This window comes from Bacillus marinisedimentorum (assembly GCF_001644195.2).
GTDB classification, from domain to species: Bacteria; Bacillota; Bacilli; order Bacillales; family Bacillaceae_O; genus Bacillus_BL; species Bacillus_BL marinisedimentorum.
Genome location: NZ_LWBL02000036.1, coordinates 1 through 26,116, shown reverse-complemented (window position 1 = coordinate 26,116; position 26,116 = coordinate 1). Strand labels below are relative to the sequence as shown.

21 protein-coding genes are annotated in these 26,116 nt (G+C 47.5%); 4 read left to right on the top strand and 17 right to left on the bottom strand.

What is annotated here, in order from left to right:
• Window positions 1–17: 17 nt before the first annotated feature.
• From A4U59_RS10760 to A4U59_RS10725, 8 genes are all read right to left on the bottom strand, one after another.
• Window positions 18–1,328: a dihydrolipoamide acetyltransferase family protein gene (locus tag A4U59_RS10760; protein ID WP_066173502.1), complete on the bottom strand. Its 1,311-nt coding sequence runs from the start codon at window positions 1,326–1,328 to the stop codon at window positions 18–20.
• Between the two features lie 26 nt (window positions 1,329–1,354).
• Window positions 1,355–2,338: an alpha-ketoacid dehydrogenase subunit beta gene (locus A4U59_RS10755; RefSeq protein ID WP_066173499.1), complete on the bottom strand. Its 984-nt coding sequence runs from the start codon at window positions 2,336–2,338 to the stop codon at window positions 1,355–1,357.
• Window positions 2,339–2,350: 12 nt separating this feature from the next.
• Window positions 2,351–3,349, bottom strand: a complete 999-nt coding sequence (locus A4U59_RS10750; RefSeq protein ID WP_066173497.1) for a thiamine pyrophosphate-dependent dehydrogenase E1 component subunit alpha — start codon at window positions 3,347–3,349, stop codon at window positions 2,351–2,353.
• 55 nt (window positions 3,350–3,404) lie between these two features.
• Window positions 3,405–4,826, bottom strand: a complete 1,422-nt coding sequence (lpdA, locus tag A4U59_RS10745; protein WP_066173494.1) for a dihydrolipoyl dehydrogenase — start codon at window positions 4,824–4,826, stop codon at window positions 3,405–3,407.
• A 38-nt stretch (window positions 4,827–4,864) separates the two neighbouring features.
• Window positions 4,865–5,953, bottom strand: coding sequence for a butyrate kinase (gene buk, locus A4U59_RS10740; RefSeq protein ID WP_066173492.1), 1,089 nt, complete (start codon window positions 5,951–5,953; stop codon window positions 4,865–4,867).
• A gap of 88 nt (window positions 5,954–6,041) precedes the next feature.
• Window positions 6,042–7,142, bottom strand: a complete 1,101-nt coding sequence (gene bcd / locus A4U59_RS10735; RefSeq protein ID WP_066173489.1) for a branched-chain amino acid dehydrogenase — start codon at window positions 7,140–7,142, stop codon at window positions 6,042–6,044.
• Between the two features lie 21 nt (window positions 7,143–7,163).
• The gene (yqiS, locus tag A4U59_RS10730) at window positions 7,164–8,081 is read right to left on the bottom strand and encodes a phosphate butyryltransferase (RefSeq protein ID WP_066173514.1); all 918 of its coding nucleotides are present in this window, start codon (window positions 8,079–8,081) and stop codon (window positions 7,164–7,166) included.
• Between the two features lie 133 nt (window positions 8,082–8,214).
• Window positions 8,215–10,290: a sigma-54 interaction domain-containing protein gene (locus tag A4U59_RS10725; RefSeq protein WP_066173486.1), complete on the bottom strand. Its 2,076-nt coding sequence runs from the start codon at window positions 10,288–10,290 to the stop codon at window positions 8,215–8,217.
• Between the two features lie 141 nt (window positions 10,291–10,431).
• Here A4U59_RS10725 and A4U59_RS10720 point away from each other — a divergent pair, with 141 nt between their 5' ends.
• From A4U59_RS10720 to A4U59_RS10710, 3 genes are all read left to right on the top strand, one after another.
• Window positions 10,432–10,671: a DUF2627 domain-containing protein gene (locus A4U59_RS10720; RefSeq protein WP_066173483.1), complete on the top strand. Its 240-nt coding sequence runs from the start codon at window positions 10,432–10,434 to the stop codon at window positions 10,669–10,671.
• A gap of 145 nt (window positions 10,672–10,816) precedes the next feature.
• Window positions 10,817–12,748, top strand: coding sequence for a DUF294 nucleotidyltransferase-like domain-containing protein (locus tag A4U59_RS10715; RefSeq protein ID WP_066173480.1), 1,932 nt, complete (start codon window positions 10,817–10,819; stop codon window positions 12,746–12,748).
• Between the two features lie 117 nt (window positions 12,749–12,865).
• Window positions 12,866–13,513 (top strand): 3'-5' exonuclease, encoded by a 648-nt coding sequence (locus A4U59_RS10710; protein ID WP_157888166.1) that lies wholly within the window; start codon window positions 12,866–12,868, stop codon window positions 13,511–13,513.
• A gap of 145 nt (window positions 13,514–13,658) precedes the next feature.
• Here A4U59_RS10710 and A4U59_RS10705 read toward each other — a convergent pair whose 3' ends face one another.
• Window positions 13,659–14,285: an NUDIX hydrolase gene (locus A4U59_RS10705; protein ID WP_245680537.1), complete on the bottom strand. Its 627-nt coding sequence runs from the start codon at window positions 14,283–14,285 to the stop codon at window positions 13,659–13,661.
• Complete coding sequence (locus A4U59_RS10700) at window positions 14,282–15,694, bottom strand: aspartate kinase (protein ID WP_066173505.1); 1,413 nt, start codon at window positions 15,692–15,694, stop codon at window positions 14,282–14,284. The genes A4U59_RS10705 and A4U59_RS10700 overlap by 4 nt, the downstream gene beginning before the upstream one ends.
• Before the next feature lie 206 nt (window positions 15,695–15,900).
• Between A4U59_RS10700 and A4U59_RS10695 the strand changes: the two genes are divergently transcribed.
• Window positions 15,901–16,800, top strand: coding sequence for a vanadium-dependent haloperoxidase (locus A4U59_RS10695; RefSeq protein WP_066173472.1), 900 nt, complete (start codon window positions 15,901–15,903; stop codon window positions 16,798–16,800).
• A gap of 51 nt (window positions 16,801–16,851) precedes the next feature.
• On the opposite strand, the gene spo0A is transcribed toward A4U59_RS10695, so the two are convergent.
• The 7 genes from spo0A to A4U59_RS10660 all read right to left on the bottom strand — a co-directional run bounded on the left by spo0A (window position 16,852) and on the right by A4U59_RS10660 (window position 25,384).
• Entirely contained in the window at window positions 16,852–17,637 is a 786-nt protein-coding gene (gene spo0A / locus A4U59_RS10690) for a sporulation transcription factor Spo0A (protein WP_066173469.1), read from the bottom strand.
• A gap of 676 nt (window positions 17,638–18,313) precedes the next feature.
• Entirely contained in the window at window positions 18,314–19,603 is a 1,290-nt protein-coding gene (spoIVB, locus tag A4U59_RS10685; RefSeq protein WP_066173462.1) for a SpoIVB peptidase, read from the bottom strand.
• A 132-nt stretch (window positions 19,604–19,735) separates the two neighbouring features.
• The gene (gene recN / locus A4U59_RS10680; RefSeq protein ID WP_066173460.1) at window positions 19,736–21,466 is read right to left on the bottom strand and encodes a DNA repair protein RecN; all 1,731 of its coding nucleotides are present in this window, start codon (window positions 21,464–21,466) and stop codon (window positions 19,736–19,738) included.
• A gap of 34 nt (window positions 21,467–21,500) precedes the next feature.
• On the bottom strand, window positions 21,501–21,950 hold the full coding sequence (gene ahrC / locus A4U59_RS10675) for a transcriptional regulator AhrC/ArgR (RefSeq protein ID WP_066173457.1): 450 nt from the start codon (window positions 21,948–21,950) through the stop codon (window positions 21,501–21,503).
• Window positions 21,951–22,021: 71 nt separating this feature from the next.
• Window positions 22,022–22,858 carry a TlyA family RNA methyltransferase gene (locus A4U59_RS10670; protein ID WP_066173454.1) on the bottom strand — a complete coding sequence of 279 codons (837 nt, stop codon included), beginning with the start codon at window positions 22,856–22,858 and terminating at the stop codon, window positions 22,022–22,024.
• 3 nt (window positions 22,859–22,861) lie between these two features.
• A complete protein-coding gene (gene dxs / locus A4U59_RS10665; RefSeq protein ID WP_066173451.1) occupies window positions 22,862–24,754 on the bottom strand; it encodes a 1-deoxy-D-xylulose-5-phosphate synthase in 1,893 nt (630 codons plus the stop codon).
• A 9-nt stretch (window positions 24,755–24,763) separates the two neighbouring features.
• A complete protein-coding gene (locus A4U59_RS10660; protein WP_066173449.1) occupies window positions 24,764–25,384 on the bottom strand; it encodes a CNNM metal transporter family protein in 621 nt (206 codons plus the stop codon).
• Between the last annotated feature and the right edge of the window lie 732 nt (window positions 25,385–26,116).

Below are 26,116 nucleotides of genomic sequence, written 5' to 3'. Positions count from 1 at the left end.
TTCAGATTATCTGCAGGTTAATAGACAGAAGTATTATCCGCGTCCGTGTTTTCAAGAATTTCTTTCACCCTGGCCAGGAAGCGGCCGGCAACAAGCCCGTCCAATACACGGTGATCCAGGGAAAGACATAGATTCACCATATCACGGACAGCAATCATGCCATTATTCATGACAACAGGTTTTTTCACAATTGATTCAATCTGGAGGATGGCAGCCTGCGGATAGTTGATGATCCCCATGGATTGTACGGATCCGAACGAACCGGTATTATTCACAGTGAACGTTCCACCCTGCATTTCATCTGCAGAAATTTTGCCCGTCCGCACTTTTTCAGCCAGTTCTGCAACATTGCGGGCAATGCCTTTCACTGATTTTTCATCAGCATGCTTAATGACAGGCACAAATAAGGAATCTTCTGTGGCAACAGCTATCGATAAATGAATATCTTTCTTTTGAATGATCTTGTCACCCGCCCAGGAAGAATTGATCTCCGGGTATTCCTTAAGCGCCTGTGCAACAGCTTTTACAAAGAATGCAAAATACGTCAGGCTGTAACCTTCCCGCTTTTTGAACTCATTCTTCAGTGAATCGCGGTATTGCACAAGTTCGGTTACATCCGCTTCAACCATCATCCATGCATGCGGCACTTCCTGTTTGCTGCGGACCATGTTCTGGGCGATCGCTTTACGGACGCCGGAAACAGGGATTTCGATATCTCCCGGCTGGCTCTGCACCGCCGGCTGTTCCGGTTTACGCTCAGGAGCAGGTGCTGCCGGCGCGGTTTCCCGGTCAGAAGGCTTTTTCTCTTCGGAAACTCTGGTTCCCTGTCCGGTTTTTTCGCCTTTTTTCGGGATGCTGCCTGAATCAATGATCTTTTGCAGATCTTTTCTTGTGATGCGGCCGCCGCGGCCGCTGCCATCGACCTGTTCAAGGTCGATATCATGCTCCTGTGCCATTCTTAATACTGCAGGGGAGTACCTGCGTTTATTCGGTTCTTCCTCTGCGCCCGAAGCGTCAGTTGCTTGAGAAGATTGATTTTGCTGGGCCTCAGGTTCATCAGCTGATTGTTCCGCTTCAGCAGAACCGCCTTCTGTTTCCACATAACAAATCAGTTCCCCGACTGCAATCGTATCGCCTTCGGAAGCGACCAGTTCTTTAACCGTGCCGGTAAAAGAAGACGGCACCTCTGCATTTACCTTATCCGTCATCACTTCTGCAATCGGATCATATTTATTTATCTTGTCACCCGGCTGGACCAGCCATTTGCTGATCGTCCCCTCGGTGACGCTTTCACCGAGCTGCGGCATTGTTAACTTTTCAACAGCCATTCACATGCCCTCCTTGAAAGTTACTATTAAAATTCAGCTAAATCCCTCATCGCTTTCTCTACTTTTTCCGGATTGATCATGAAATATTTTTCCATTGTAGGCGCATACGGCATAGCAGGCACATCAGGTCCCGCCAGACGCATAATCGGGGCATCAAGATCAAACAGGCAGTTTTCGCCGATGATGGCGGACACTTCCCCAATAATGCTGCCTTCCTTGTTATCTTCTGTTATCAGCAGTACTTTCCCTGTTTTTGACGCTGCTTCGATAATCGCTTCCTTATCGAGCGGGTAAACAGTCCGCAAGTCAAGGACGTGAGTGGAAATTCCGTCTTTTTCAAGTTTCTCGGCAGCCTGCAGGGCAAAATGGACAGCGAGACCATATGTGATGACGGTAATATCGTCACCTTCCCGCTTTACATCCGCTTTGCCGATCGGCAGGACATATTCTTCTTCAGGGACTTCGCCTTTGATGAGGCGGTAAGCCCGTTTATGTTCAAAGAACAATACCGGGTCAGGGTCGCGGATGGCCGCCTTCAACAGGCCTTTTACATCGTACGGAGTGGATGGCATCACAATTTTGAGGCCAGGCTGATTGGCGAACACGGATTCAATCGACTGTGAATGGTAAAGAGCGCCATGAACGCCGCCTCCGTATGGAGCGCGGATCGTAATCGGTGAACTCCAGTCATTGTTGGAACGGTAGCGGATTTTAGCCGCTTCAGAAATGATCTGATTGACAGCCGGAAGGATAAAATCCGCAAATTGAATTTCAGCAACCGGCTTCATTCCGTACATCGCCGCACCGATGCCGACACCGGCAATCGCTGATTCGGCAAGGGGGGTATCAATCACCCGCTGTTCTCCGAATTCATCATATAATCCATCGGTCGCCCGGAAGACACCGCCCCGGACACCAACGTCCTCGCCCAGAATAAATACTTTATCATCACGCTGCATTTCCTCTCTGAGAGCCTGGGTGACAGCGTTTATATAGGAAATTATCGGCATGCATCTCTCCTCCTATTCTTTCTCAGCGTAAACAAATTCAAGCGCACTTTCCGGATCGGCATACGGAGCCTGTTCAGCATAGTCGGTCGCTTCATTTACAGTATTGTTTACACGTTCGATTATTTCCTGTTCCTTTTCATCAGTCATCGTGCCGGTTTCTTTAAGGTAGGCGGCAAAAGTGAATACAGCATCTTTTTTCTTCGCCTCTTCAACCTCTTCGCGGTCACGATACGTCCGGTCATCGTCATCACTGGAGTGAGGTGTCAGCCTGTAGGAGACGGTCTCGATCATTGTAGGACCTTCCCCTTTTCTTGCACGGTCAGCAGCAGTCTTGACAGCTTCGTAAACGGCAAGCGGATCATTGCCGTCAACCGTATAACCCGGCATGCCGTAACCGATCGCCCTGTCAGATACATTTTCACAGGCGAGCTGTTTTTTTATCGGCACAGAAATCGCATATTTGTTGTTTTCAACCATGATGATAACCGGCAGCTTATGGACACCGGCGAAGTTGGCCCCCTCATGGAAGTCCCCCTGGTTCGATGATCCTTCGCCAAGAGTGACGAAGCTGAGGATATCTTTCCCTTCCATTTTTGCTGCCAGGGCGATGCCGACAGCATGGGGAACCTGAGTTGTCACAGGGGAAGATCCTGTCACGATGCGGTTCTTCTTTTGTCCGAAATGTCCTGGCATCTGTCTGCCTCCTGAATTCGGGTCTTCTTTTTTGGCAAACCCGGAGAGCATGAGTTCTGTCGGCGTCATTCCGAATGAAAGGACCACCCCCATATCACGGTAGTAAGGAAGGACATAGTCCCGCTCCCTGTCTAGAGCATAAGCGGCACCAACCTGTGCAGCTTCCTGCCCCTGGCAGGAAATCACAAACGGGATCTTTCCGGAGCGGTTCAACAGCCACATCCGCTCATCAATTTTACGGGCCATCAGAATGGTTTCATACATTTCCAACACTTGTTCATCACTCAGTCCGAGTGATTGATGACGGTTCTCAGTCATTGATAAACCTCCTAGTCAATCAGGGAGGATGCCCTCCCTGGTTAGTTACAAAAAGTTATCCATGGATTGCTTTTCCATCGACAGCCAGGGCTGCTTCCCCGATTGCCTCGGATAAGGAAGGGTGCGGGTGGATTGTATGGGAAACTTCCCAAGGAGTTGCATCCAATACACGGGCAAGGCCGGCTTCTGAAATCATATCAGTCACATGCGGCCCAATCATATGGACACCGAGCAGATCGTCTGTTGATTCGTCGGCAATGAATTTGACGAAACCGTCAGATTCGCCGTAAACGAGCGCTTTGCCGATCGCCCTGAATGCGAATTTACCGGTCTTCACTTTGAAGCCCTGTTCCTTTGCTTCGTTTTCTGTCAATCCGACGCTGGCTACCTCAGGGCTGCTGTATACACATCTGGATATATTGGAATACTCGATCGGATCCGGCGTTCCGTCAGCCATATGTTCAACGGCAAGTATACCTTCGTGCGAAGCAACATGGGCGAGCTGCATTCCGCCGATTACATCGCCGATCGCATAGATGTGCGATTCCTCCGTCTGACAATATTCGTTGACAGCAATACTGCCGTTTTCAACTTTGATTGATGTGTTTTCCAGCCCGATATTCTCCACATTCGCCTGGCGGCCGACAGAAACAAGCAGCTTGTCCGCTGTGTACGCTTCCTCTCCGCCCTTCACTTCCGCTTTGATGGATATTCCGCTGCCTTTTTCGAGAGTATCAGGAAGCACTTTTGCACCTGTCACGATTTTGATTCCTTTTTTCTTGAGCAGCCTTTTCATTTCCTTCGAAACTTCTTCGTCTTCTGTCGGCAATACACGGTCGGCATATTCAAGGACGGTTACTTTTGTACCGAAATCCGCGAGCATTGAAGCCCACTCAATCCCGATAACGCCGCCTCCGACAATGACGATTGATTCCGGGAGGGTTTCGAGTGCCAGCGCTTCATCAGAAGTCAAAACAAACTCGCCGTCAACATCCAGCCCCGGCAGGGAACGCGGGCGCGATCCGGTTGCAACCAGGACATTTTTCGGTATCAGCATTTCATTTTCTTCACCATTATTCATCTCAACGGACACTGTTCCTGGCATCGGCGAAAAAATGGATGGCCCGAGAATGCGCCCGAAGCCTTCATAAACGTCAATATTGCCTTTTTTCATAAGGTGCTGGACACCTTTGTAAAGCCGGTCGACAATCGACTCTTTCCGCTCCTGGACTTTCCGGAAATCCAGGCGCACTCCGTCGATCACAACACCAAAGTCACCTGACCTGTTCGCTGTTTTGTATACTTCGGCACTTCTGAGCAGTGCTTTGCTGGGAATGCATCCGGCGTGCAGGCATGTACCGCCGAGCTTGCCTTTTTCAACAATGGCTGTCTTCAGCCCAAGCTGTGAAGCCCTTATTGCCGCGACATAACCGCCGGTTCCTCCGCCGAGAATGACGAGATCATAATCTTTTGCCATGTTTTCACTCTCCTTAATTTTCTTTTATCATACAGGGGTTATTTTGCTCCAGCATATTCTTTAGCTTCTTCTTCTTCCCTGAGAACGCGGAGAGCCCCTTCCATGAGAGCCTGGAGTTCATCTTCTCCAGGTACTGTTATCACATCAGCGATCCATTTGACCCGCTCTGCAATTGAACGCACAAATTCTTTGCCGTACGCAAGGCCGCCGGTAAGCACGATTGCATCGATTTTCCCGCCAAGCACGGCGCTGCAGGAACCGATTTCTTTTGCAACCTGGTATGCCATCGCTTCATAAACGATACGGGCCCGCTCGTTCCCTTCCGCTACCATTTGTTCCACTTTTACTGCATCACTTGTTCCGAGATACGCATGGAGCCCGCCTCTTCCAACCAGTTTTTTCATTATTTCATCCACATAGTAACGGCCGGAAAAACAAAGCTGGACCAGGTCACCAGCCGGAACCGTCCCCGCCCTTTCCGGACTGAACGGCCCATCGCCATGCAAACCGTTATTGACATCCACGACCCTCCCGCCTTTATGGGCGCCGACGGTAATTCCGCCCCCCATGTGCGCAACGATCAAATTGACGTCTTCATAACTCTCGTTCAGCTGGCGGGCAACACGCCGAGCTACAGCCTTCTGATTCAAAGCATGGAAAATACTTTTCCGATCGATTTCCTCAAACCCTGAAACTCGTGCGATATCTTCCATTTCATCAACGACTACCGGATCGACAATGAAAGATGGAATGTTCAGCTGTTCAGCAATTTCGTACGCAAGAATGCCGCCCAGGTTGGAGGCGTGTTCGCCCGCATACCCATCCTTCAAATCCTTCAGCATACTTTCATTCACCCTGTAGGTGCCGCCTTCAATCGGTCTCAGGAGGCCGCCCCTGCCGCATACGGCATCAAACTTGGAAATATTGATCCCTTCCTGGTCGAGTGTCTCCAGGATTGTCGTTTTTCTGAACTCATATTGATCAATGATCTTCTCATACGGCTGCAATTGCTCCTGTTCATGCCGGATCGTTTTTTCCAGCAGGGGCCGTTCATTATCAAAAATCCCTATTTTCGTAGATGTCGATCCAGGATTGATGACCAGGATACGATAAGTTGATTCCTCCAACACAAAACCCTCCTACACTGCATGAAAAGAAAACGGACGCCGGCATTTGCCCGTTACGCGCCGTTTTCTTTTGTTTGTAAAATATAATTTATCGGCCCCGTCTGCTTAAAATGTGATGGCCGTTTTGCAAAAATTGGCTGCGGGAATTTTTCATGCGTTCAATCCGTTCCTCCGCAAGCCGGTCAGCTGCCTGATATGTCGGAATCCCGTCACGCTTTGCAATTTCGATTACTTTTGCAATATTGTCATAGACGGTATTTACTTTTTTCATTGCACGTTCCCGGTTGTAACCGTACAATTCGTCGGCAACATTGATGACACCGCCAGCATTAATGATATAATCCGGGGCATAAACGATCCCTTTTTCATGGATAATGTCACCATGGCGGTTTTCCCGAAGCTGGTTATTGGCAGCTCCTGCAATGACTTTAGCCTTCAACTGCGGAATCGTCTCATCATTAACTGTCGCTCCAAGGGCACAAGGTGCATAAATATCGGCATCCACACTGTAAATTTCCTCGGGGTCAACCGCTTTTGCACCGAAGTCCTCAACGGCGCGTCTAACAGAATCTTTGTTGATATCGGTAACAATTAGCGAAGCACCTTCCTCATGGAGGTGTTTGCACAAATTGTAAGCGACGTTGCCGACACCTTGTACGGCTACTGTTCTCCCCTCAAGGGAATCAGTTCCAAATGCTTCTTTGGCAGCCGCTTTCATGCCGACGTACACACCATGAGCTGTAACAGGTGACGGGTTGCCGGAAGAACCGAATGCCGGCGAGATTCCTGTCACATAATCAGTTTCTTCATGAATGATATCCATATCCTGCACCGTTGTGCCGACATCCTCAGCGGTGATATAACGTCCGTTCAGCCCCTGAATGTACCGGCCGAATGCCCGGAACATCTCTTCATTTTTGTCTTTCCGCGGATCGCCTATGATAACGGTTTTTCCGCCGCCGAGGTTCAGGCCGGCCGCCGCATTTTTATATGTCATCCCTTTTGCCAGGCGCAGTGCATCTTCGATTGCAGCTTCTTCGCTTTCATACGTCCACATTCTTGTACCGCCAAGTGCAGGCCCGAGTGTAGTATCATGAATTGCAATGATCGCTTTCAAACCTGATTGCTTATCCTGTGCAAAAAGAAGCTGTTCGTAGTCATATTTCTCCATGTAAGTGAAAATTTCCATTATTGGTCCCTCCCCAATTTTTTAAACAAGCGGCTCCCCTGCTGAACAAACTGCCATCGCCAACGAATATAGCTTGCTCTCCGCTGTATCCGCCCGTGAAGTTAGGACGATTGGTGCGCGTGCGCCTGCAATGATGCCGCCTACTCTGGCATTTCCGAAGTAGATGAATGATTTATAAAGTGAATTGCCTGTTTCGATCGCTGGCACAAGTAAAATATCGGCATTCCCGGCCACCGGTGAATGCAGGCCTTTTTGCCGCGCCGCTTCCGCTGACACAGCATTATCAAAAGCGAGCGGTCCGTCGACAATGCAGCCCGTGATTTGTCCCCTGTTGTTCATGGCTGCCAGCAATGCTGCATCGGTTGCGGCTTCCATTGCGGGGTTAACCGTCTCAACAGCCGCAAGCACAGCCGCTTTAGGCGTTTCAATGCCAAGTGACCGCGCTGTTTCAACAGCGTTATTCAGAATTTGCACTTTTTGGTCCAAATCCGGCTTAATCGTCATGGCCGAGTCGGTCAAAAACAGCAATTTGTCCCTGTCCGGAAATTCAAATACGGCTACGTGCGACAAAATATTGTTCGACCTCAGGCCGTATTCTTTATGAAGCACCGCTTTCAGCAGGATTGCTGTCGGCACCATGCCTTTCATCACAATCTGGGCATTGCCGGAAGATACCGACGCGACGGCTCGTCTTGCAGCGTCCGTTTGTGTCGGACAATCGATGATTTCGGCACCATGTTTGAACATGTTTTCATCACTGGGCATCGTTTTTATCAGTTCAGTGATCCGTTTCTCGTCACCGAACAGCTGGAACGATGCCAGCCCCTCACCGAGCGCCCTGGCTACCGCTTCAAGCACGCTGCTGTCTTCAGCAGCTGCCACGGCGACTTTCACATTGCCGAAGGTTTTTGCCTTGTCCACTAAATCCTTAAGTTTCATGATTGCTGCTGCCACTCCCCCTTCTGATTCAGGCTCCCGTAATATCTAATGCAAGAACCGTGCCAAACCTCATCCGCTGAAAACGCTTTATTTATCAAAACGATGTACGTGCAATTATTTGCACTCTTGCAATTTATTGCATGCCATAGTTTGCAAGATGATGTTTCTCCATCTTATAGTAGAGGCTTCTTAATGAAACTGAAAGCTGCCTGGCGGCGGCTGTTTTATTGCCATTGTTGTCATCCAGGGCCTTTTTTATGATTTCTTTTTCAAATCTGTCTTCCATTTCTGTCAGACTCAGCTCAGGACTGTATCCGGCCTGATCGGCCTGGCTGTGACTTTCCGCCCTGTCAGATGCTGCCGGGAGTTCCGGCAAATGGTGAAGTTCCATGACAGCCTCATTCAATTTCATATAAATCATAGCCCTACCCAGAATGTTTTCCAGTTCCCTGACGTTTCCCGGCCAGTCATATTGCTGCAAATATGCGAGTGCCTCATTTGATATTGTTTCCACATTCCGGCCATAATCCTGATTTATTTTACGGATTAAATGAGGAACAAGCAGAGGGATATCATTTTTTCTGCTTCTGAGAGGCGGAATGTGGATCGGTATCCGGTTCAAGCGGTAGTAAAGATCCTGTCTGAAGTGCCCGTCGACAATCGCTTTTTCAAGGACGAGGTTTGTTGCGGCTATCACTCTTACATTGACTGGAATCGCCTTCGTACCGCCCACTTTCACGATCTCATTTTCCTGCAGCACCCTGAGCAGCTTGGCCTGTGTATTCAATGTCATCTCTCCGATTTCATCAAGGAAAAGGGAACCGTTATTCGCTTCCTCGAAAAGACCCCTTTTTCCGCCGCGTTTCGCACCTGAAAATGCGCCTTCCTCATAGCCGAACAATTCGCTTTCAAGCAAATTTTCCGGCAGGGCCGCGCAATTCACTCTGATGAACTTGTTGTATTTCCGGCTGCTGCCGTTATGTATGGCGTGGGCGAACAATTCCTTGCCTGTCCCCGATTCCCCCCTGAGCAGCACTGTTGCCGGAGTGCCGGCTGCAAGTTCAGCCTGTTCGATCGCCACTTTGATCTCTTCTGATTCACCGATAATGTCGTCAAACGAATACTTCGCCTCAAGGGTACGGATGATCTGGCGCGCCCGTTTCAGTTCATCGGTCAATGAGCTGATTTCAGATACATCATGGATGACACCCACACTGCCTTTCAGTTTTCCATCCACAATGACCGGGGCCACATTCACAAGCACATCCCGATTGGCAGGCCCGACTTTCATGCGGACTCCCCTTACCGGTTGTCTTGTCTTCAGCACTTTCATATGCATGCTTTCCCCTTCGGAAATATCTGCGGTTGCCGGCTTTCCGATCACTTCATCTTCGCTTAGTCCGGTGATACGGCTGTATGCAGGATTTATGACAATACCGCGGCCTGTTTCATCGACAACAGATATCGCCTCTTCAGAAGATTGGATGATTGCCTTAAGCATTGTTTGGATATCTTTCAGGTTGGTGATCTCTTCAGCCAGATTGACGACTTCTGTTATGTCTTTGAAGACCTCGAAGGCGCCAAGCAACTCGCTGTCATCTGTCAGCATCGGAATCCGCGTCGTGATGATCTTTCGGCCGTTATCGAGGACCTGTTCCCTGTTCACTTCCACCTTTTGAGTGTCAAGAACGCGCGTCAGTTCGTTTTTCGGATAGATTTCACTTAATTTTCTCCCGATGACATCCGGCCTGGAAAGGCCGGTTAAATATTCGGCACTGCTGTTGAAAAGGATGACGTTTTCCTCTTTGTCTATACCGAGCATGCCGTCGTGGGTGGAATTCAAAATCAGATCCTGTATGTATGACTTGTTTTTCAGCTCACCGATGAGGTCTTCTTTCTCTTCCATCAGGGTGGCTATGATGTAGGCGACAGAGCCGGGAATCAAAACAGTTTCCTTGCTCCTTTGTTCACGTATGTTTTCAAAAACCTTCTCTTCTCCCGTAGCTTCGACGATGATATCGATGCCTTTCTCCAGGAAGCCCCTCCAGTCTGTTCCGGTCGGGATTCCAAGTTGACGTGCCAGCTGCACGCCCGGTGCATTTCCGTTAATATCCACAACAGCTTTTATATCGAGGACATCCGTTTCTTCCATCATCTTTATAATCGCTGTCCCGCCTTTTCCGGCGCCGACTATCATCACGCTTTGCATCTCTTCCTCCCCCGTTCAGACCGTCATAAACTTTATTGTTGCAAAGTATTGCATATCTTAAGTGTAGCGTTTTATGATTGACTTGACAAATGATTGTCATATATCATCTTAAAAGAGATCACTTTCAGAGGAGTTATGTAAATGAGCCGATTCATCGCGCTGCTGATCATGCTGCTTCCCGGCATAGCCGCCGGATATGGAATAAAATTGATGAGGGATATGCTTTTCGGCATTTTAAATCCGCCGATTCCTTCACTTACTATCCAGTTCATTGCCGGACTGCTGTTATTCATCGCCGGACTTGCTTTCATCGGCGGGTTCATTTTCTACAGGGACCAAAAGCGCAATAAATTACAGCCCCGTTTAAACAGGAAAAGGTAAAACCCGCAAAAGCATATAAATCCCAAATGGATCAGGCACAGCCATACAGGCAGTGCTTTTTTTGTGTTTCCTTCCCTGTCGCATACCGCACAGTCAATCTGCTATACTTGAGTTACAAAAGCATTTCAGGTAAAGGATGAGATTAATGCAGGCTGAAGCATTCCGGTCGGTTGTAAAAGAACAATTCCCGTTCAATTTACTGAGAGAAGAAGAGTTATCATACATCCTGGAGGATGCCAGATCAACCTCTTTTTCAAAAAACGAATACATATTTCATGAAGACGATGAAGAAATGGATATTTACTTCCTGCTGTCCGGTCATGCGAAAAATATCCTGCACAGGACGAACGGCCGGCAATTTTCAGTGAGGTTTTATTACCCCGGCGATCTTGTTGGATTGATGATCATGCTCACAAGCGGGGAAATGACCTTTTCCGTCCAGGCCCTTGATAAATGTAAAGCGATCCGCTTCAATAAATTAAAATTCCTTGAAATCATGTCCGGAAATAAAGAGTTTTCAAGGATCATCCTTGAATCAATCGGCAACCGGATGAAATCGCTGTACGATGAAATTCGGAATAAAAGCTCTGTTGAAGAGGAAGAGAATATCAGTCTCTTCAAAACAAGAGCGGCGGCACTTATGGAAAGCCCCCTCTTCATAAATGAGCATGAACCGTTCAAACGGGCCGTCCATAAAATAAAGGAACACGAAACGAATGGGGTGATGGTCAGTTCCAAAGATGGTACGGAGGTCATTGGAGTCATCGGAAAAGCGGAATTGATGAATTATGTGCTGACTGACGGCTCCATAGAAGAACGCAGCAAAGCTTTAGACTGGATGAATCAAGACCCCTTCACCGTTGACCATGATTCATTCGCGTATGAAGCCCTTTCCTACTTCAAGTATCATCATGTCGACCTTGTGCCGGTCATGAAGGATGGAATCCCGGTCGGCATGCTTACCGCTGAATCCTTTCTCGGCATCCAGGATTCCGAATATCTTGACTTAACATTTCAGGTGACGAGAGCAGAAAAGGTGGAGCGCCTGATCAATCTGTCCCCTGTAAACAACAGGAAATTTCAGCATTTTGTCCGGGCTATGCTTGCTGAAAACATGCCTGCTTATGATATTAGTGAATTGATTTCAAACTATAACGATGAAATCCACCGGCAAATCATCAAATTGTGTGAGCAGGAAATGAAAGAAGAAGGCTACGGCCTGCCGCCAGTGCCGTACTGTTTCATTGTGATGGGGAGCGAAGGGAGAAAGGAACAGGCCTTCAGTACTGACCAGGACAACGGCTTGATCTTGAACAGCTATGAACATTTGCCCAACTCCGGTGAAATCAATGAGTATTTTTCTGTCTTCGCAAGGAAGATCAATATCACGCTTGAACGCTGCGGTTTCCCGCAATGCAGCGGCGGAATCATGGCTCAGGAAGAAAAATGGAGAAAATCAATTGATCAATGGAAGCAGTCGGTAAATGACTGGATTGCAAACATCGATGCTGAAGAAATCCGTGATTTCACCATATTTCTCGATTTCCGCCCAATATATGGGGATTTTGCGCTTGCAGAGGAGTTGCGCGAACTCTTGACCGAGAAGGTCAAACGTTCGCATACACTGCAGCAGCTTCTGACAAAGGATACGCTCCGCTTTCGGGTCCCGCGTGTGTTTGGAAGGATAGGTGCTCCAAAACCGGGAAAAACCGCAAAGAAGAAAACGCTCAATCTAAAAAAGGCAGCCATCATGCAAATTGTGAACGGCCTGCGCATATACGCCATCAAGTACGGAATAAAGGAAACCAACACATTGAAACGCCTGAAATTGTTAGTGAAACAGGAGGCGTTCCATCCCCGTGACGCGGAAAATACGATGCTCGCATTGCACCATTTGCTAAGCTTCAGGATCGGAATTAATCTGGATCAGCTCGAAGAAAACAGGCCGTTGTCCAATGAAGTGGCAATTACAGATTTACCGAAGGATGAGCGCAGGAAGCTCAAGACAGCTCTTGGAGTAGCAAGAAGGATGCAACAAGTCGCTGAATTAAGTTTCAACCGAAATCGCGTGGTGTAAAGCATGCTCCCTATTGAACTCAAAATTATAAAATACTATATGCTGGATCAATTTTATTATAAGTACAAAGTTCGGCAGGGCAGGCAGAAGCCTTATTACAAAAGGACAGTATCCTTGATGAAAGAACGCAACTTTTACGACCTGCCCGTTCACCAGCCGCTCACTTCCTACACGTTCACAGTGTTCGACCTGGAAACGACAGGTTTTTTGCCCGAAGTGGGTGATGCCGTTGTTTCTTTTGGAGCAGTGAAATGGACAGGCTTAAACTGGCAAGAACAGGAACACTTTTATGAGCTTGTCAAACCGGTCATCAAAGTTCCAAAAAACATTTTTCAGCTGACAGGCATCAAAAAAAGCGATATCAAACACGGTATTCCATTCGTCCAGGCATTCGGCAAATTTCTTGAGTTCAGTAAAGGCACGATTCTTGTGGCCCATCCTGCTTCTTTTGATGTGAACTTTTTAAAGGCGACAGCTTCCAGATGGGAGCTCCCGGATTTCCATCCGCTGTATATCGACTCCTACACACTCGCCCGGTTTCTGCATCCGGATGCCGACAACAGGCTTGACCACCTTATCGATTGTTATGGAGTGAAGCAGCACGAACGCCACCATGCCCTGAACGATGCCATCATGACAGGGGAAGTCTTCCTTCAAATGATCGAAAAACTTAACGAAAAAGACATTCTCACGCTCTCACATCTTCAAAAAGCACTGCAAGAAATCAAACCTCCCGCCATGCCGTATAAATCTTTTGATGCTTAAAATGTGAAAATGCCCGGCTTAACCCCATAATACACATCGAAAAGGACGAAACCACCATATGCGATTTCGTCCTTTAAATCATTTGCTATTTTAAAACTTCACCGCGATAAATGAACCCGTCATTTATAAAGCGGATCTTCTTGCATCAGTCTCCCATTTCCTTCAGAAAGTGCTGCATAATGCGGGCTGTAAGCCCCCAAATGACTTCCTCCCCATAAAAATAGAAATATTCCGGGAATGTTCCGGTCCGCCAGTCATAATTCTTTCCTTTTTCTATGAGATGATACGGGAAATCATCCTGCGGTTTCACCTCGATTGCAAGATCGTATCTCTGCGGTTCGGCTTGTTGAAAAAAAGAGAGCGGCACAGTGAATACACGCTCCACTTCTCCTTTATTCACAACGATCTCTTCCGGATTCCGGATCAATCCAAGATAAGGATATACAATCGAAGAGAAAGGTGTAACCAGGTAATCAAGCGGGGCAATGACTTCTATACCTTCTTTTGTGATGCCAAGTTCCTCGGCAGTCTCCCTTACCGCAGTATCCAGGAGGGTTTTATCACCGTCTTCTTTACGGCCGCCGGGGAAACATATATCGCCGGGCTGCCGTTTTAAATGGCGGGCCCTGACCTCGAACAGCACATGCAAGTCGTCATCTTTTGGAACCAAGGGAAGCAGCACAGCCGATTGGAAAAAATTCTCTCGTCCGAGGACATGATGTTCCCTGTTTTTAAATGATTCAATAATATCGGTCAAATTTTTGGCCCTCACTCGAATGCATTCACCTCGATTGCCCCAGGAGACGGAGACCGGGCCGGAAACCCGTCCTGGTCCGTAAAAAACTCCTCATAAAGAGACCGGACTGCAGCTGCCTCATTATCAGCTTTTACTCCGTACATCATGCTTACTTCAGATGACCCCTGGTTGATCATTTCAATATTTACTTTCGCTCGCGAAAAGGCTGATGCCGCTCTGGCTGCAATACCGACAGTGGATGTCATCCCTTCACCGACAAGCATGATCATGGCAAGGTTTTTCTCAACAGAGATATCATCCACTTCCAGTTCATCTTGAATTCGTTTGATGACATTATGCTCTTTTATCATATCAAGCTGATCTTCCCTTATGATAATTGATATGTCATCTATTCCGGAAGGCGTGTGCTCATAAGAAATTTTATAATCTTCGAGAATTTGCAGAAGGCGGCGTCCGAATCCGATCTCCCGGTTCATCAAATATTTGCTTACATAAATCATAGCAAATCCATCGTCACTTGCAATGCCAACGACCGGTTTCCCGGTCAGTTTGCGGTTTTTCAAGATCGATGTGCCCGGCGCTGCAGGATTATTAGTGTTTTTGATGCTGACAGGGATTCCTGCTTTGAACGCAGGAATTAGTGCTTCGTCGTGAAATACAGAGAAACCCGCGTACGAAAGTTCCCTCATTTCCCTATATGTAAGTTCCTCTATTTCGGCAGGATTCTCGACAATGCCGGGGTTTGCCGCAAAAACGGAATCAACATCTGTAAAGTTTTCGTATAAATCGGCTTCCACTCCCGCTGCAACGATTGAACCGGTGATATCCGAACCGCCCCGCGGAAATGTCACAAGCTTGCCGGCCGGTGTATATCCAAAAAAGCCGGGGACAACAAGGACTTCCTGACGCGCTTTAAGCTTTTTCAGTTCAGTGAACGTTTTATCAAGAACCCTTGCATTGCCGGATTCATCGCTGACAAAAATACCCGCTTCGTCAGGAGGAATGTATGCTGCATCATGACCCTTCGATTCCAAATATTCGGACATGAGCCTCGCACAACTGTCTTCACCGCATGCTTTTATCCGATCCATGAACAAGCCTGAATCGTTCGTTTCATCTTCAAGAACAGACACAATGGTATCCTCTATCTGGCGCATTCCCCTTTCACCAAGTCCCAGTCCTTCCGCTATCTCAGCATACCGTTCAAGAATGGCGCTGAGTTCCCTGGTGAAATCTTGATTACGGAGTGCCTTTTCGCCTGCTTTAATGAGTAGATCAGTCACCTTTATATCATCTTTATATCTTTTACCCGGTGCGGAAACAACAACAATCCGCCGTTTCGTGTCCGCCGCAATGATGGTTTCTACTTTTTTGAATTGCTCGGCACTGGCCAGGGAAGACCCTCCGAATTTTGTTACGATCATCTTCACTTTCCGCCCTTCATCATGGTAATGCACTAAAATAACCAAATTAGATAGTAAACATCTTAACATATTTTTATCTTTTTATTGAGTGTTTTGCAAAAATTTTTGCCTCGTTCATATGAATTGGAAGAATGGCTGGGGCGGTGAACACTTTCCTGCTTGCGCAATATGATAAGTTACAGGAATACATTCAGGAGGTGACAAGTATGCCGGACCAAATGAAGGACGATATCCGCTGGTCTGCACTTCCATATGCCGGGGAAAACCGGCCTCCGGGCAATGCAGAAGAACCTGCGGCAGGAGACTGGCCCCTGTTTATCTTAAAACGGAATCTGCAAGGCATGATCATCAGCCCTGATGGCAGAAAACTGGATTCCACTATTAGAAAACCCAATCAGATTGACTGGATTAAAGAACTGCGGATTGTCGAAAAAACGGTGGAAAATCTGGATTCAGGTCAAAAACAAATAGCTTCTTACTGGTCTGCCGGCCCGCCGACCAAGCAATGGACCCCTATCGCTGACAGGCTTATTGACGCTTATGGTGTATCTGCACCAAGGGCGGCAAGAATCCTGGCCGCCCTGCACACTTCCCTAAATGATGCACTTGTCGTGACATGGCATTATAAATACCTTTACGATACGCCCAGGCCAAATCAGCTGAACCCGGAATTAAAAACCTATGTTTGCACACCTCGCCACCCTGGCTACCCATCTGGCCATGCTGCAGCAGCAGGCTCTGCTGCAGTTGTCTTGACATACTTTTTCCCGGCAGAGGCGGCAAGGCTCGAAGAACTTGCAAAAGAAGCAGCAGATTCACGCCTATATGCAGGCGTCCATTTTCCTGCAGATAATGAGGAAGGCCTGAAACTCGGCAAAAAAATCGGTGATATTGCAGCGATGCATTTCGGCAGGCAGCATGACCTCGACCGGTATCCGGTTGATATGCCGTACCGGATGCCGGCCCGCATCAGTTTGATTCCGCCGCCATATGATCAAGCATTGCCATTTGATTTCAGCAAAAGCTGTGAATCTCTGACCATCAAAAGCAAGCCTGATGGCAAAAAATCGCAGATACAATTGACTGCACCGAAGCTTTTCATATGAAATAAGAGGTGCTGGATCACAGCACCTCTCATTTATTTGACTCTAACGCTTTCAAGAAGCCCTGTGCTCCAGGCGCAGCTTGTCCGCTACCATTGCAATGAATTCGGAATTAGTCGGCTTCGCTTTTGTCATCGAGACAGTATAACCGAATAGCGATGAAATAGAATCGATATTGCCCCTGCTCCAGGCAACTTCGATCGCATGGCGAATCGCCCGCTCAACACGGCTTGCAGTCGTATTATATTTCTTGGCGATATCCGGATAAAGAACCTTGGTAATGGACCCGAGCAGTTCGATATCGTTATAGACCATGGAAATTGCTTCACGCAGATACATATAACCTTTTATATGAGCTGGTACACCAATTTCATGGATGATGCTCGTGATGCTTGCATCCAGATTTTTCGGCTTTGCTTCCATTTCGGTCTTTTGCGGTGCCGCCCGTTTCACAAATGACGGGGCTTTGCCGCTGACCTGGCGAATATTACGGGCGAGATTTTCCATGTCAAAAGGCTTCAGGATGAAATAACTTGCACCGAGGTCAACTGCCTTTGACGTGACATCTTCCTGTCCGAAAGCGGTGAGCATGATGACGCTGGGCCGTTTCTCAAGGTTCATTTCACGCATGTTTTCAAGCACCGCCAGCCCATCCAGGTGAGGCATGATGATATCCAGAAGCAGAACATCAGGTGATTTTTCGTTCAATATATTAAGGCATTCCTGCCCGTTGTATGCAACACCTACAACTTCCATATCGTCCTGGATTGCAATATAATCTTCAAGAAGTCCAACCAGTTCACGATTATCATCAGCCAAACAAACTTTAATTGTACTCAAGTAATTTCCTCCTCAGACCTTTTTAATTGATAAAAATTAAAATTCCCTTTTGTTCAAAAGATGTCCAGCTTCCTGTCCGGCGGTATTGTCCATAAACATTGCTCTCATTTAAGGAAATTCAGCCCATACAGGGTTGCCCCTGCTATGCTCCGCCGCTAAGCAGGCGTTCTGCGCTATACCTGGAGATGTCGAGCTGAGGCGCCTGAGGCCTCTGCATACCTTATGTTAATTTCATTCTAAACGATAATTTCGACAATGCAATACGTTATCCTTTTTATTTTTGAAAATTGTACCAAAATAACTGTTTATCTCTTGTTTTCTTCATTTTTCTCTTTTATTCGACTTTATTTTTCGATCTGTTTCCGAAACCTTAAATTTTTGTCGAAAATATTTATTTACCGTGCGTTTTTTAAGGAATGCACTGGTGCGGCATCCGGTCTTGCTTCCTTTCGGCCGCATTCACGGTGTGTTTTTGCCTCGTGGCATCGGGTACTTGAGCGGATATCTGTGCAGGACCGTTGCTTGAACTTCCTCGAGTGCTCAAGGCAAGAGCGAGGAAGTTGCAGAGCATCTTGATTGACTCTCGGGCCGAATTCAATTTTCACAAAACAACATTGTACTTTATCACAGCAGTTTGCAAAAAAAAAAAAGCAGAAGAAAGATATCTTCTGCTTTTTCATCCTGCATTTTTAAGGGTGTCCCTGACTTCAACACCCGCTTCGTTCAGCATCCATTCAATATGCACGCCATAACCTGATGTCGGGTCGTTCACAAATACATGCGTCACGGCTCCAACCAGTTTCCCGTCCTGGATAATCGGACTTCCGCTCATCCCCTGGACAATTCCTCCAGTCGCCTCCAGCAGTTTAGGATCGGTTACTTTAATGACCATCCCTTTCGTAGCCGGAAACTTTTGCGGCACAGTACTGACGATTCTTACGTCAAACTCTTCGACCTTGTTGCCTTTCAGAACAGTGCGGATTTTTGCAGGTCCTTCTTTAACCTGGTCAGGCAAAGTGATTGGCAGTGCCTTTGCACCTCTTTGATCATTCAGCCCTTTTGTCAACTCACCGAAAATGCCGAAAGGGCTGTTCCTGGTGATTGTCCCGATGATCTGACGGTCGGTCGAGAAGCGGGCCAGCTTTTCGCCAGGCTTTCCATTGCTTCCCCGTTCAATGGAAGTCACCTGTGATTTTACAATATGCCCGTCATATACTTCGATCGGTTTTTTTGTATCCATATCCGAAATGACATGGCCAAGCGCTCCATATTTTTGGGACTTCGGATGATAAAAGGTCATCGTGCCGATGCCTGCGGCTGAATCGCGGATATACAGCCCCATCCGGTAGCTGCCTTCTGCCTTATCTTTTGCAGGCAGTAACTCCTTCGCCATTTTCCGATCGTCTCGTTTTACGATGATGTTCAACGGTTCTCCCTGTTTTCCTGCTTCTTCCACAATTTCAGCTATATCGCTCATCTTAAGAATTTTTGTGTCATTTATACTGGTGATTATATCTCCCACCTTGATACCAGCATCTTCGCCAGGTGATGCCGTCCCTTTGCTCGTCTCTATCTGGTGGTGCCCAACGACAAGAACCCCTTTTGTGTTAAGCTTGACACCTATCGACTGGCCGCCCGGCACCACTTTCAAATCAGGCAGCACTTTAACTGCAACCGATTTTACAGGAAAATCGGCAACCTTCATATCAATTTTCCCGCTGCCGGTTTCGTTCCCCGTAATGGTCATTTTATTCTTCTGTTCAGAACTTTTCAGGGTGAAAGCTGCTGATGAGGACTTCGATTGGCTGGCTGCAGGCAGAGAGGTCGTCATTTCAATATTCTGGCCCACAAACGTAACAATTTCCCCTGGCAGGGAAACATATTCCTGGACTGGTTTTACAAATCCCAGTGCAATTAGAGAAACAAGGAGAAATGTACCGATACTTTTTCTAATCCACTCATTCACGTAATTTTCACTCTCCTCGCTCCTGACCCGGCACTGTTTGTCTCTCTATGGCTGCATTAATAATTTGACCTTATCTGCCCGAATTTATAACAATCCGGGCAGCAAAAATGCTATCCACCACTGGATAGCATTTCAAGACGTCTTTTTTTTAATTTCTTCAGCAGTGTCCAGGAGCTCGCGGGCATGCTCTTTCGTCACTTCCGTAATTTCCACGCCGGAGATCATCCTGCCGATTTCTTTTACTTTTTCTTCAGCATTAAGCGGATTCACATGTGTTTTTGTGCGCCCCTTTTTGCTGTCTTTCGAAATATACAAATGGGTATCCGCCATTGCGGCTACTTGCGGTAAGTGAGTGATGCACAAAACTTGGGACTCCGCGGAAATATTATGGATTTTTTCAGCTATGGACTGGGCAACCCTTCCGCTTACTCCGGTATCGACCTCATCAAAAATGATGGATGTCACTCCCTGGTTTTTTGAAAAAATGCTCTTAAGAGCCAGCATAATTCTGGAAAGTTCGCCGCCTGAGGCCACTTTCGAGAGCGGTTTCAGCGGTTCGCCCGGATTTGTGGAAATCATGAATTCCACTTCGTCCATGCCGAGCGGCCCGAACTGAACATGCTCATTTTCGAGAAGGGGATCGTCACTTTTGCCTTTACGTAAAGAAAACTCGATATCAAACGTCGTTTTCTCCATATAGAGCTCTTTCAATTCCCGATGAATGGCTTTTGTAAGCGTTTTGGCAAGGGCTTTTCGGACTGCTGTTAAATTTTTTGCTTCAAGCACCAAATCCTCGGTGACTTCCTGAAGCTCTTTCTGCAGTTTTTGGACATGGACATCGCGGTTCTGGATTTTATCGACTTCATCTTCAATGCCTGCCGCATATTCAAGAATATCCATCACTGTCTCGCCATATTTTTTCTTGAGGAAGGAAATTTCATTCAGCCTTGTTTCAATTTGATTCAGCCGATCAGGGTCAAACTCAAGCATCTCCAGTTTATCCCTTAACATATAAATCGTTTCTTCCAGGGCATAATAGCTGTTGGCCACTGTTTCGCTTGCAGATTTGAAATCCTTATCCACTTCGGCGGCATCTTCAAGATTGGTCATCGCAAGGCCAACCCAGTCAAGGCCTTTTTTCTCGCCGTACAGGGCTTCGTAGCTGTCACTGACCGCCCTGTAAATCCTTTCATAATTAGCCAGCTTATGCTTTTCTTCAAGCAGCGCTTCATCTTCTTCAGGCTCAAGCTCGGCTTCCTGAATCTCTTTCAGCTGATACTGGATCAAATCAAGGCGGTGTGCCATCTCTTTTTCATTCTCATTCAGCCTTTTTGCCTGGTCTTTCAATGATTTGTATTGATTGAATAACCGTTTGTATTCCTGGAGAGCTGATTTCGATTTCTTTTCGTTGAAGCCGTCGAGCAATGGAAGATGTTTATCCCTGTCCATCAATTCCTGATGTTCATGCTGGCCATGGATGTCGATGAGCGTCTGGCTGACTTCCCGCAAAACAGCAAGCGTAACCAGCTTGCCGTTTATCCGGCAGACACTTTTTCCTGATTTCGAAATGTCCCGCCGCAAAATGACCATTCCATCTGAATGCTCAATACCGAGTTGTTCCATTTTGGTGAAAGAAGGGTGTTTGGGCTGTTCAGGAAGGAACAGGCCCTCAATTTCAGCTTTATCGGCTCCATGCCTGATGAATTCAGTAGATCCTCTACCGCCGGCCAACAGCCCGATCGCATCAATGATAATCGATTTTCCCGCACCGGTTTCGCCCGTCAATACTGTCATGCCTTTTTCAAATGAAAGTGACACCGACTCAATAATTGCAAAGTTTTTGATGGAGAGTTCTGCTAACAAATATCCATAACTCCTTCCATTTTTATTTCCGGCATCAAAGCATATTCAAAAACCGGTCTGTAATTTCCTTTGTGTCCTCTTCTGTCCGGCAAATGATCAAACAAGTATCATCACCGCAAATCGTACCGAGAATTTCGTCCCAATCCAGGTTGTCTATAAGCGCACCGACTGCATTCGCGTTGCCGGGCAATGTTTTCATCACAATAAAATGGCTCGCAGTATCTATCCGCACGAACGCATCCATCAAGGCGCGTTTCAGCTTCTGGAGAGGATTGAAGCGCTGATCCGCAGGAAGGCTGTATTTATAGCGCCCGTCGCTCATCGGCACCTTCACGAGATGCAATTCTTTAATATCCCGCGAAACGGTTGCCTGAGTCACGTTAAAGTTGGCATTCCGCAGCTGGTCGACGAGGTCATCCTGCGTTTCCACATCATTATTCGCAATAATTTCCCTTATTTTAATATGACGCTGGCCTTTATTCATCTGTTACACCTCACACTTTGTGACTGTATGCAGCCTATCAAGACTGTAAAAAGGGGATAAACGAACACCCGTTAATCCCCCTGCTCCCGACTTTTGTTTTTAAGCGATTCATGTGCCTCTTCGACAACTTTGCGCGGATCCAGTTCAGCCGGCACGGCCTCTTCATCAGCCCATTTTAGATGAAGCAAAAACTCAATGTTGCCGTCACCGCCAGTGATTGGGGAAAAGGAGAGGTCCATGACGCTGTATCCTTCCGTTTTGCTGAAGCTGATCATTTCTTCAAGGACCCGCAAGTGGACCGATGGATCTCTGACGATTCCCTTTTTTCGCACTTCTTCGCGGCCTGCTTCAAATTGCGGCTTCACAAGAGCTATAATATCGCTGGCAGGTGCAAGCAATTTACCCAACACCGGGAGAATCAGCTTAAGGGATATAAAGGAAACATCAATGGTTGCAAAATCCGGCAGCCCCCGTGTCAGTTCCTTGCGTGTTACATAGCGGAAATTCGTACGTTCCATGACTTCAACCCGCTCATCCTGCCTCAGCTTCCAGGAAAGCTGGTTATACCCGACATCTATGGCATAAGACATCGATGCGCCATGCTGCAGTGCGCAATCGGTAAAGCCGCCAGTGGAAGCTCCGATATCAATGACCGTTTTGCCTTCAACTTCAACTTCAAAAACGCTGAGGGCCTTTTCGAGTTTTAAACCGCCGCGGCCGACATACGGCATGACAGGCCCTTTCACAGTCAGTAGTTTGTCAGCAGGTATTTTGACGCCGGGTTTATCAATGCGCTCGTCTCCAGCGTATACAAGCCCTGCCATTATGGCCCGCTTTGCCTTTTCCCTCGTTTCTGACAGGCCCTGTTCAACAAGGAGCACATCTGCCCGTTCTTTTTTCGTTCTCATTTTTCAGACCCTCTGCTGCTTCCTTGGCAGGCGTGTACGGATATGAGAGGCAATATTGTCTGCAGTCAACCCAATTTCTCTTAGAAGTTCATCCACACTGCCGTGTTCAATAAACTTGTCCGGGATTCCCATTCTCGTAATCGGGCTGCCTTCTATTCCTTCCTGTTCGGCAAATTCGAGGACAGCGCTGCCGAAGCCTCCCTGCAAGACAGCTTCTTCCACAGTCAGAATCGGCATTTTTTCCTGAAGGATGGACACAAGCATCTTTTCATCAAGCGGCTTGATAAACCTCGCATTCACAACTTTCACCGATATCCCTTCTTTTTCCAGTTCGGCGGAGGCATCAAGTGCCATCTGGATCGTTGTTCCAAATGTAAGAATGGCATAATCGGTTCCATCCTTCAGCACTTCCCATGAACCGATCGGAATTTGCTTAAGGGCAGCATCCATCTCTGTTCCAGGCGCATTTCCACGCGGATAACGGATTGCAACAGGCCCGCCGTTGTACTTATAAGATGAGTAAACCATATTCTGGCATTCTTTTTGGTCTTTAGGCATCATAAGAACCATGTTTGGGACATGGCGCATAAACGCAATGTCAAACACGCCCTGGTGCGTTTCACCGTCTGCACCGACCAGACCGGACCGGTCCACGGCGAATATGACATTCAAATTCTGCCTTGCAACATCATGCACGACCTGGTCGTAACCTCTTTGAAGAAAAGTTGAATAAATGGACAGGACTGGTTTCATGCCTGCTGCAGCCAGTCCCGCCGCCATAGTAGTTGCATGCTGTTCGGCGATTCCGACATCGTAGAGCCTATCCGGGAATTCTTTTCCGAAATCTTCCAGCTTGGAGCCGACTGTCATTGCCGGAGTGATGACTACAAGGCGGTGGTCCTGCCTGGCGATTTTGCGAAGTGATTCGCTTACAACTTTACTCCATGCCGGCGGTGCGTTTGCCGGTTTGACATTTTCTCCAGACTCGATTTTATACGGGCCAACCCCGTGCCAGGTCCCACGCATGTCCGATTCTGCCGGATGGTATCCTTTACCTTTTTTCGTTACCGTATGGATCAATACCGGCCCCTTTGTTTTCTTGGCATACTTCAGATTCTCAAACAAATCATCAAAGTTGTGGCCGTCGACCGGTCCCAGGTACGTAAAACCGAGTTCCTCAAAAAACATACCGGAAACGAGCATATACTTCAAGCTGTCTTTGAGGCGTTCCGCTGTCTGGGCGAGGCGCCCGCCCACAGCCGGGATTTTTTTTATAAGTATTTCAAGTTCGTCTTTGGCTTTTTGGTACTTTCCTGCTGTACGCATTCTGCCGAGAATGTTATGGACCGCACCGACATTGGGTGCGATTGACATCTCATTGTCATTTAGAATGACGATGATATCCTTCTGCTCATGCCCAATATGGTTCAATGCTTCAAGAGCCATCCCCCCGGTAAGTGCCCCATCCCCGATGATGGCGACCACTTTATGGTCCAGCCCCTTCAAGTCTCTTGCAATCGCCATACCCATCGCTGCAGATAGCGAAGTGGAGCTGTGTCCTGTTTCCCAGACATCATGTTCACTTTCGCAGCGTTTCGGGAATCCGCAAAGACCTTTATACTTGCGGAGCGTGTCAAAATCTCCGGCACGTCCGGTCAGAATTTTATGGACATAGGCTTGATGTCCGACATCCCAGAGAAACTTATCATCAGGGCTGTTAAACTCTTTATGCAGCGCCAGCGTCAACTCAACCACTCCAAGGTTAGGGCCGAGATGTCCGCCGGTAACTGACAATTTTTCCACCAGAAACTGACGGATTTCAGCTGAAAGCTGCTCCAGTTCCGATTTAGGAAGCGTTTTTAAAAAATGAGGACTATCTATACCATAAAGATCCACCGGGACCACTCACTTTCGTTTCGTTTTTCGCTTTTTTTGATGATTTTTGTCCTTCTTGCCGGGACTAAAAATCGTGATGTGCAGGCGCTCTTCAACAAAACGGAAAAAACGACCAACATATAAAATGATGTCGGTGGAAAATTGAATGGCAAACGTTTTTCCCAATGCTTTACCACCCACAGTCAAGGCGGCTACAACACTTGTGAACATCACATTTATCACATTTTGTAAAAAAGAGGTATCGTATCCGAAGCGCACCGTAATCTGCATGATGACAATGGCGGTTGCCGTACCGCTGATGATACCTGAAATATCACCAATGACATCATTGCAGAAACTTGCAAATCTGTCGGCGTTCCTGACGATTCTCAGCGACTCCCTCGCACCGTAAACACGCTCAGAAGCCATCGCGTTGAAAGGAACTTCATCCGCAGCTGTCGCCGCTATCCCAAGCATATCAAAAAACACCCCGGTAAGCACTATCGCAAGGACAATCAGCATGCCTGCCCCCCATGCCACCCCGCTTAAGAGAAAAGTGGAGACAACTGAAAAAATAGCCGCTAACACTAACGTGGTAACGGCAATCCCCAGACTCCAATTTATTGATTTCCGCATCGTCTCTGATTTCATAAAAATGCATCGACACCTATCTATATAATGGAAACGTTCTCTGCTTATTATGTATAAGGAGTGGTCATATAAAGCGTAAAAACTGCGGCATAGGTCCAGTAGGTTTTCCCAAGCAGGTACCGTGTGTTGCCACGACGGCGGTTTCCCTTTAAACTTGCCTCAGCTGTGTCGCCAGCAGCTGGACTGGATTACCACTAAGTCCGCACTATAATCCACTTCATATGTCCTTGTGGAACAGTCTAGGAGTTTTCCTCAACAGCCTTTTTTAACCGATCCCTAGCCTCTTTTGCAGTACAGATTTCATATGGGCTGAAAACACATATTCAGCGGCCGACTGGATACGTGTTCTTATACCATATTCCCACTGCACCACTCAAGGCAGGCTACGCTGTTCATGAGTTTTTGCCCATGAGACAGGTTCATACCCCACCCCATAATGCTGTGTATGAGAACGCAGCACTACAGCAGTGGGCCTCCGCGGAAGAAGGGTTCACGCCCACATGCCATTGTGGATCGCCCTTCAACCTTAACTCCCAGCATCAACCCAAGGCTGGGCGCCTCAAGCCGACACAAGGAACTTCATCGATGTGCCCTTTGGCGGATTTTTAGGCCCGCCTTCAGAACCGGAAGACTGACTAGAATACTGCACCACCCCAGTGATAATTTTTATTTTAACATATAACGAAAAATACCTCAATTGTATAAGAAAAGCGGAAGGCGCCTGCTTAGCGG

What these genes read in the sequence shown, in the direction of transcription:
- A4U59_RS10760 (WP_066173502.1), bottom strand. Translation starts at nt 1,328, where the DNA reads ATGGCTGTTGAAAAGTTAACAATGCCGCAGCTCGGTGAAAGCGTCACC.
- A4U59_RS10755 (WP_066173499.1), bottom strand. Translation starts at nt 2,338, where the DNA reads ATGCCGATAATTTCCTATATAAACGCTGTCACCCAGGCTCTCAGAGAG.
- A4U59_RS10750 (WP_066173497.1), bottom strand. Translation starts at nt 3,349, where the DNA reads ATGACTGAGAACCGTCATCAATCACTCGGACTGAGTGATGAACAAGTG.
- lpdA (WP_066173494.1), bottom strand. Translation starts at nt 4,826, where the DNA reads ATGGCAAAAGATTATGATCTCGTCATTCTCGGCGGAGGAACCGGCGGT.
- bcd (WP_066173489.1), bottom strand. Translation starts at nt 7,142, where the DNA reads ATGGAAATTTTCACTTACATGGAGAAATATGACTACGAACAGCTTCTT.
- yqiS (WP_066173514.1), bottom strand. Translation starts at nt 8,081, where the DNA reads ATGAAACTTAAGGATTTAGTGGACAAGGCAAAAACCTTCGGCAATGTG.
- A4U59_RS10725 (WP_066173486.1), bottom strand. Translation starts at nt 10,290, where the DNA reads ATGCAAAGCGTGATGATAGTCGGCGCCGGAAAAGGCGGGACAGCGATT.
- A4U59_RS10720 (WP_066173483.1), top strand. Translation starts at nt 10,432, where the DNA reads ATGAGCCGATTCATCGCGCTGCTGATCATGCTGCTTCCCGGCATAGCC.
- A4U59_RS10715 (WP_066173480.1), top strand. Translation starts at nt 10,817, where the DNA reads ATGCAGGCTGAAGCATTCCGGTCGGTTGTAAAAGAACAATTCCCGTTC.
- A4U59_RS10710 (WP_157888166.1), top strand. Translation starts at nt 12,866, where the DNA reads ATGAAAGAACGCAACTTTTACGACCTGCCCGTTCACCAGCCGCTCACT.
- A4U59_RS10700 (WP_066173505.1), bottom strand. Translation starts at nt 15,694, where the DNA reads ATGATCGTAACAAAATTCGGAGGGTCTTCCCTGGCCAGTGCCGAGCAA.
- A4U59_RS10695 (WP_066173472.1), top strand. Translation starts at nt 15,901, where the DNA reads ATGCCGGACCAAATGAAGGACGATATCCGCTGGTCTGCACTTCCATAT.
- ahrC (WP_066173457.1), bottom strand. Translation starts at nt 21,950, where the DNA reads ATGAATAAAGGCCAGCGTCATATTAAAATAAGGGAAATTATTGCGAAT.
- A4U59_RS10670 (WP_066173454.1), bottom strand. Translation starts at nt 22,858, where the DNA reads ATGAGAACGAAAAAAGAACGGGCAGATGTGCTCCTTGTTGAACAGGGC.
- A4U59_RS10660 (WP_066173449.1), bottom strand. Translation starts at nt 25,384, where the DNA reads ATGAAATCAGAGACGATGCGGAAATCAATAAATTGGAGTCTGGGGATT.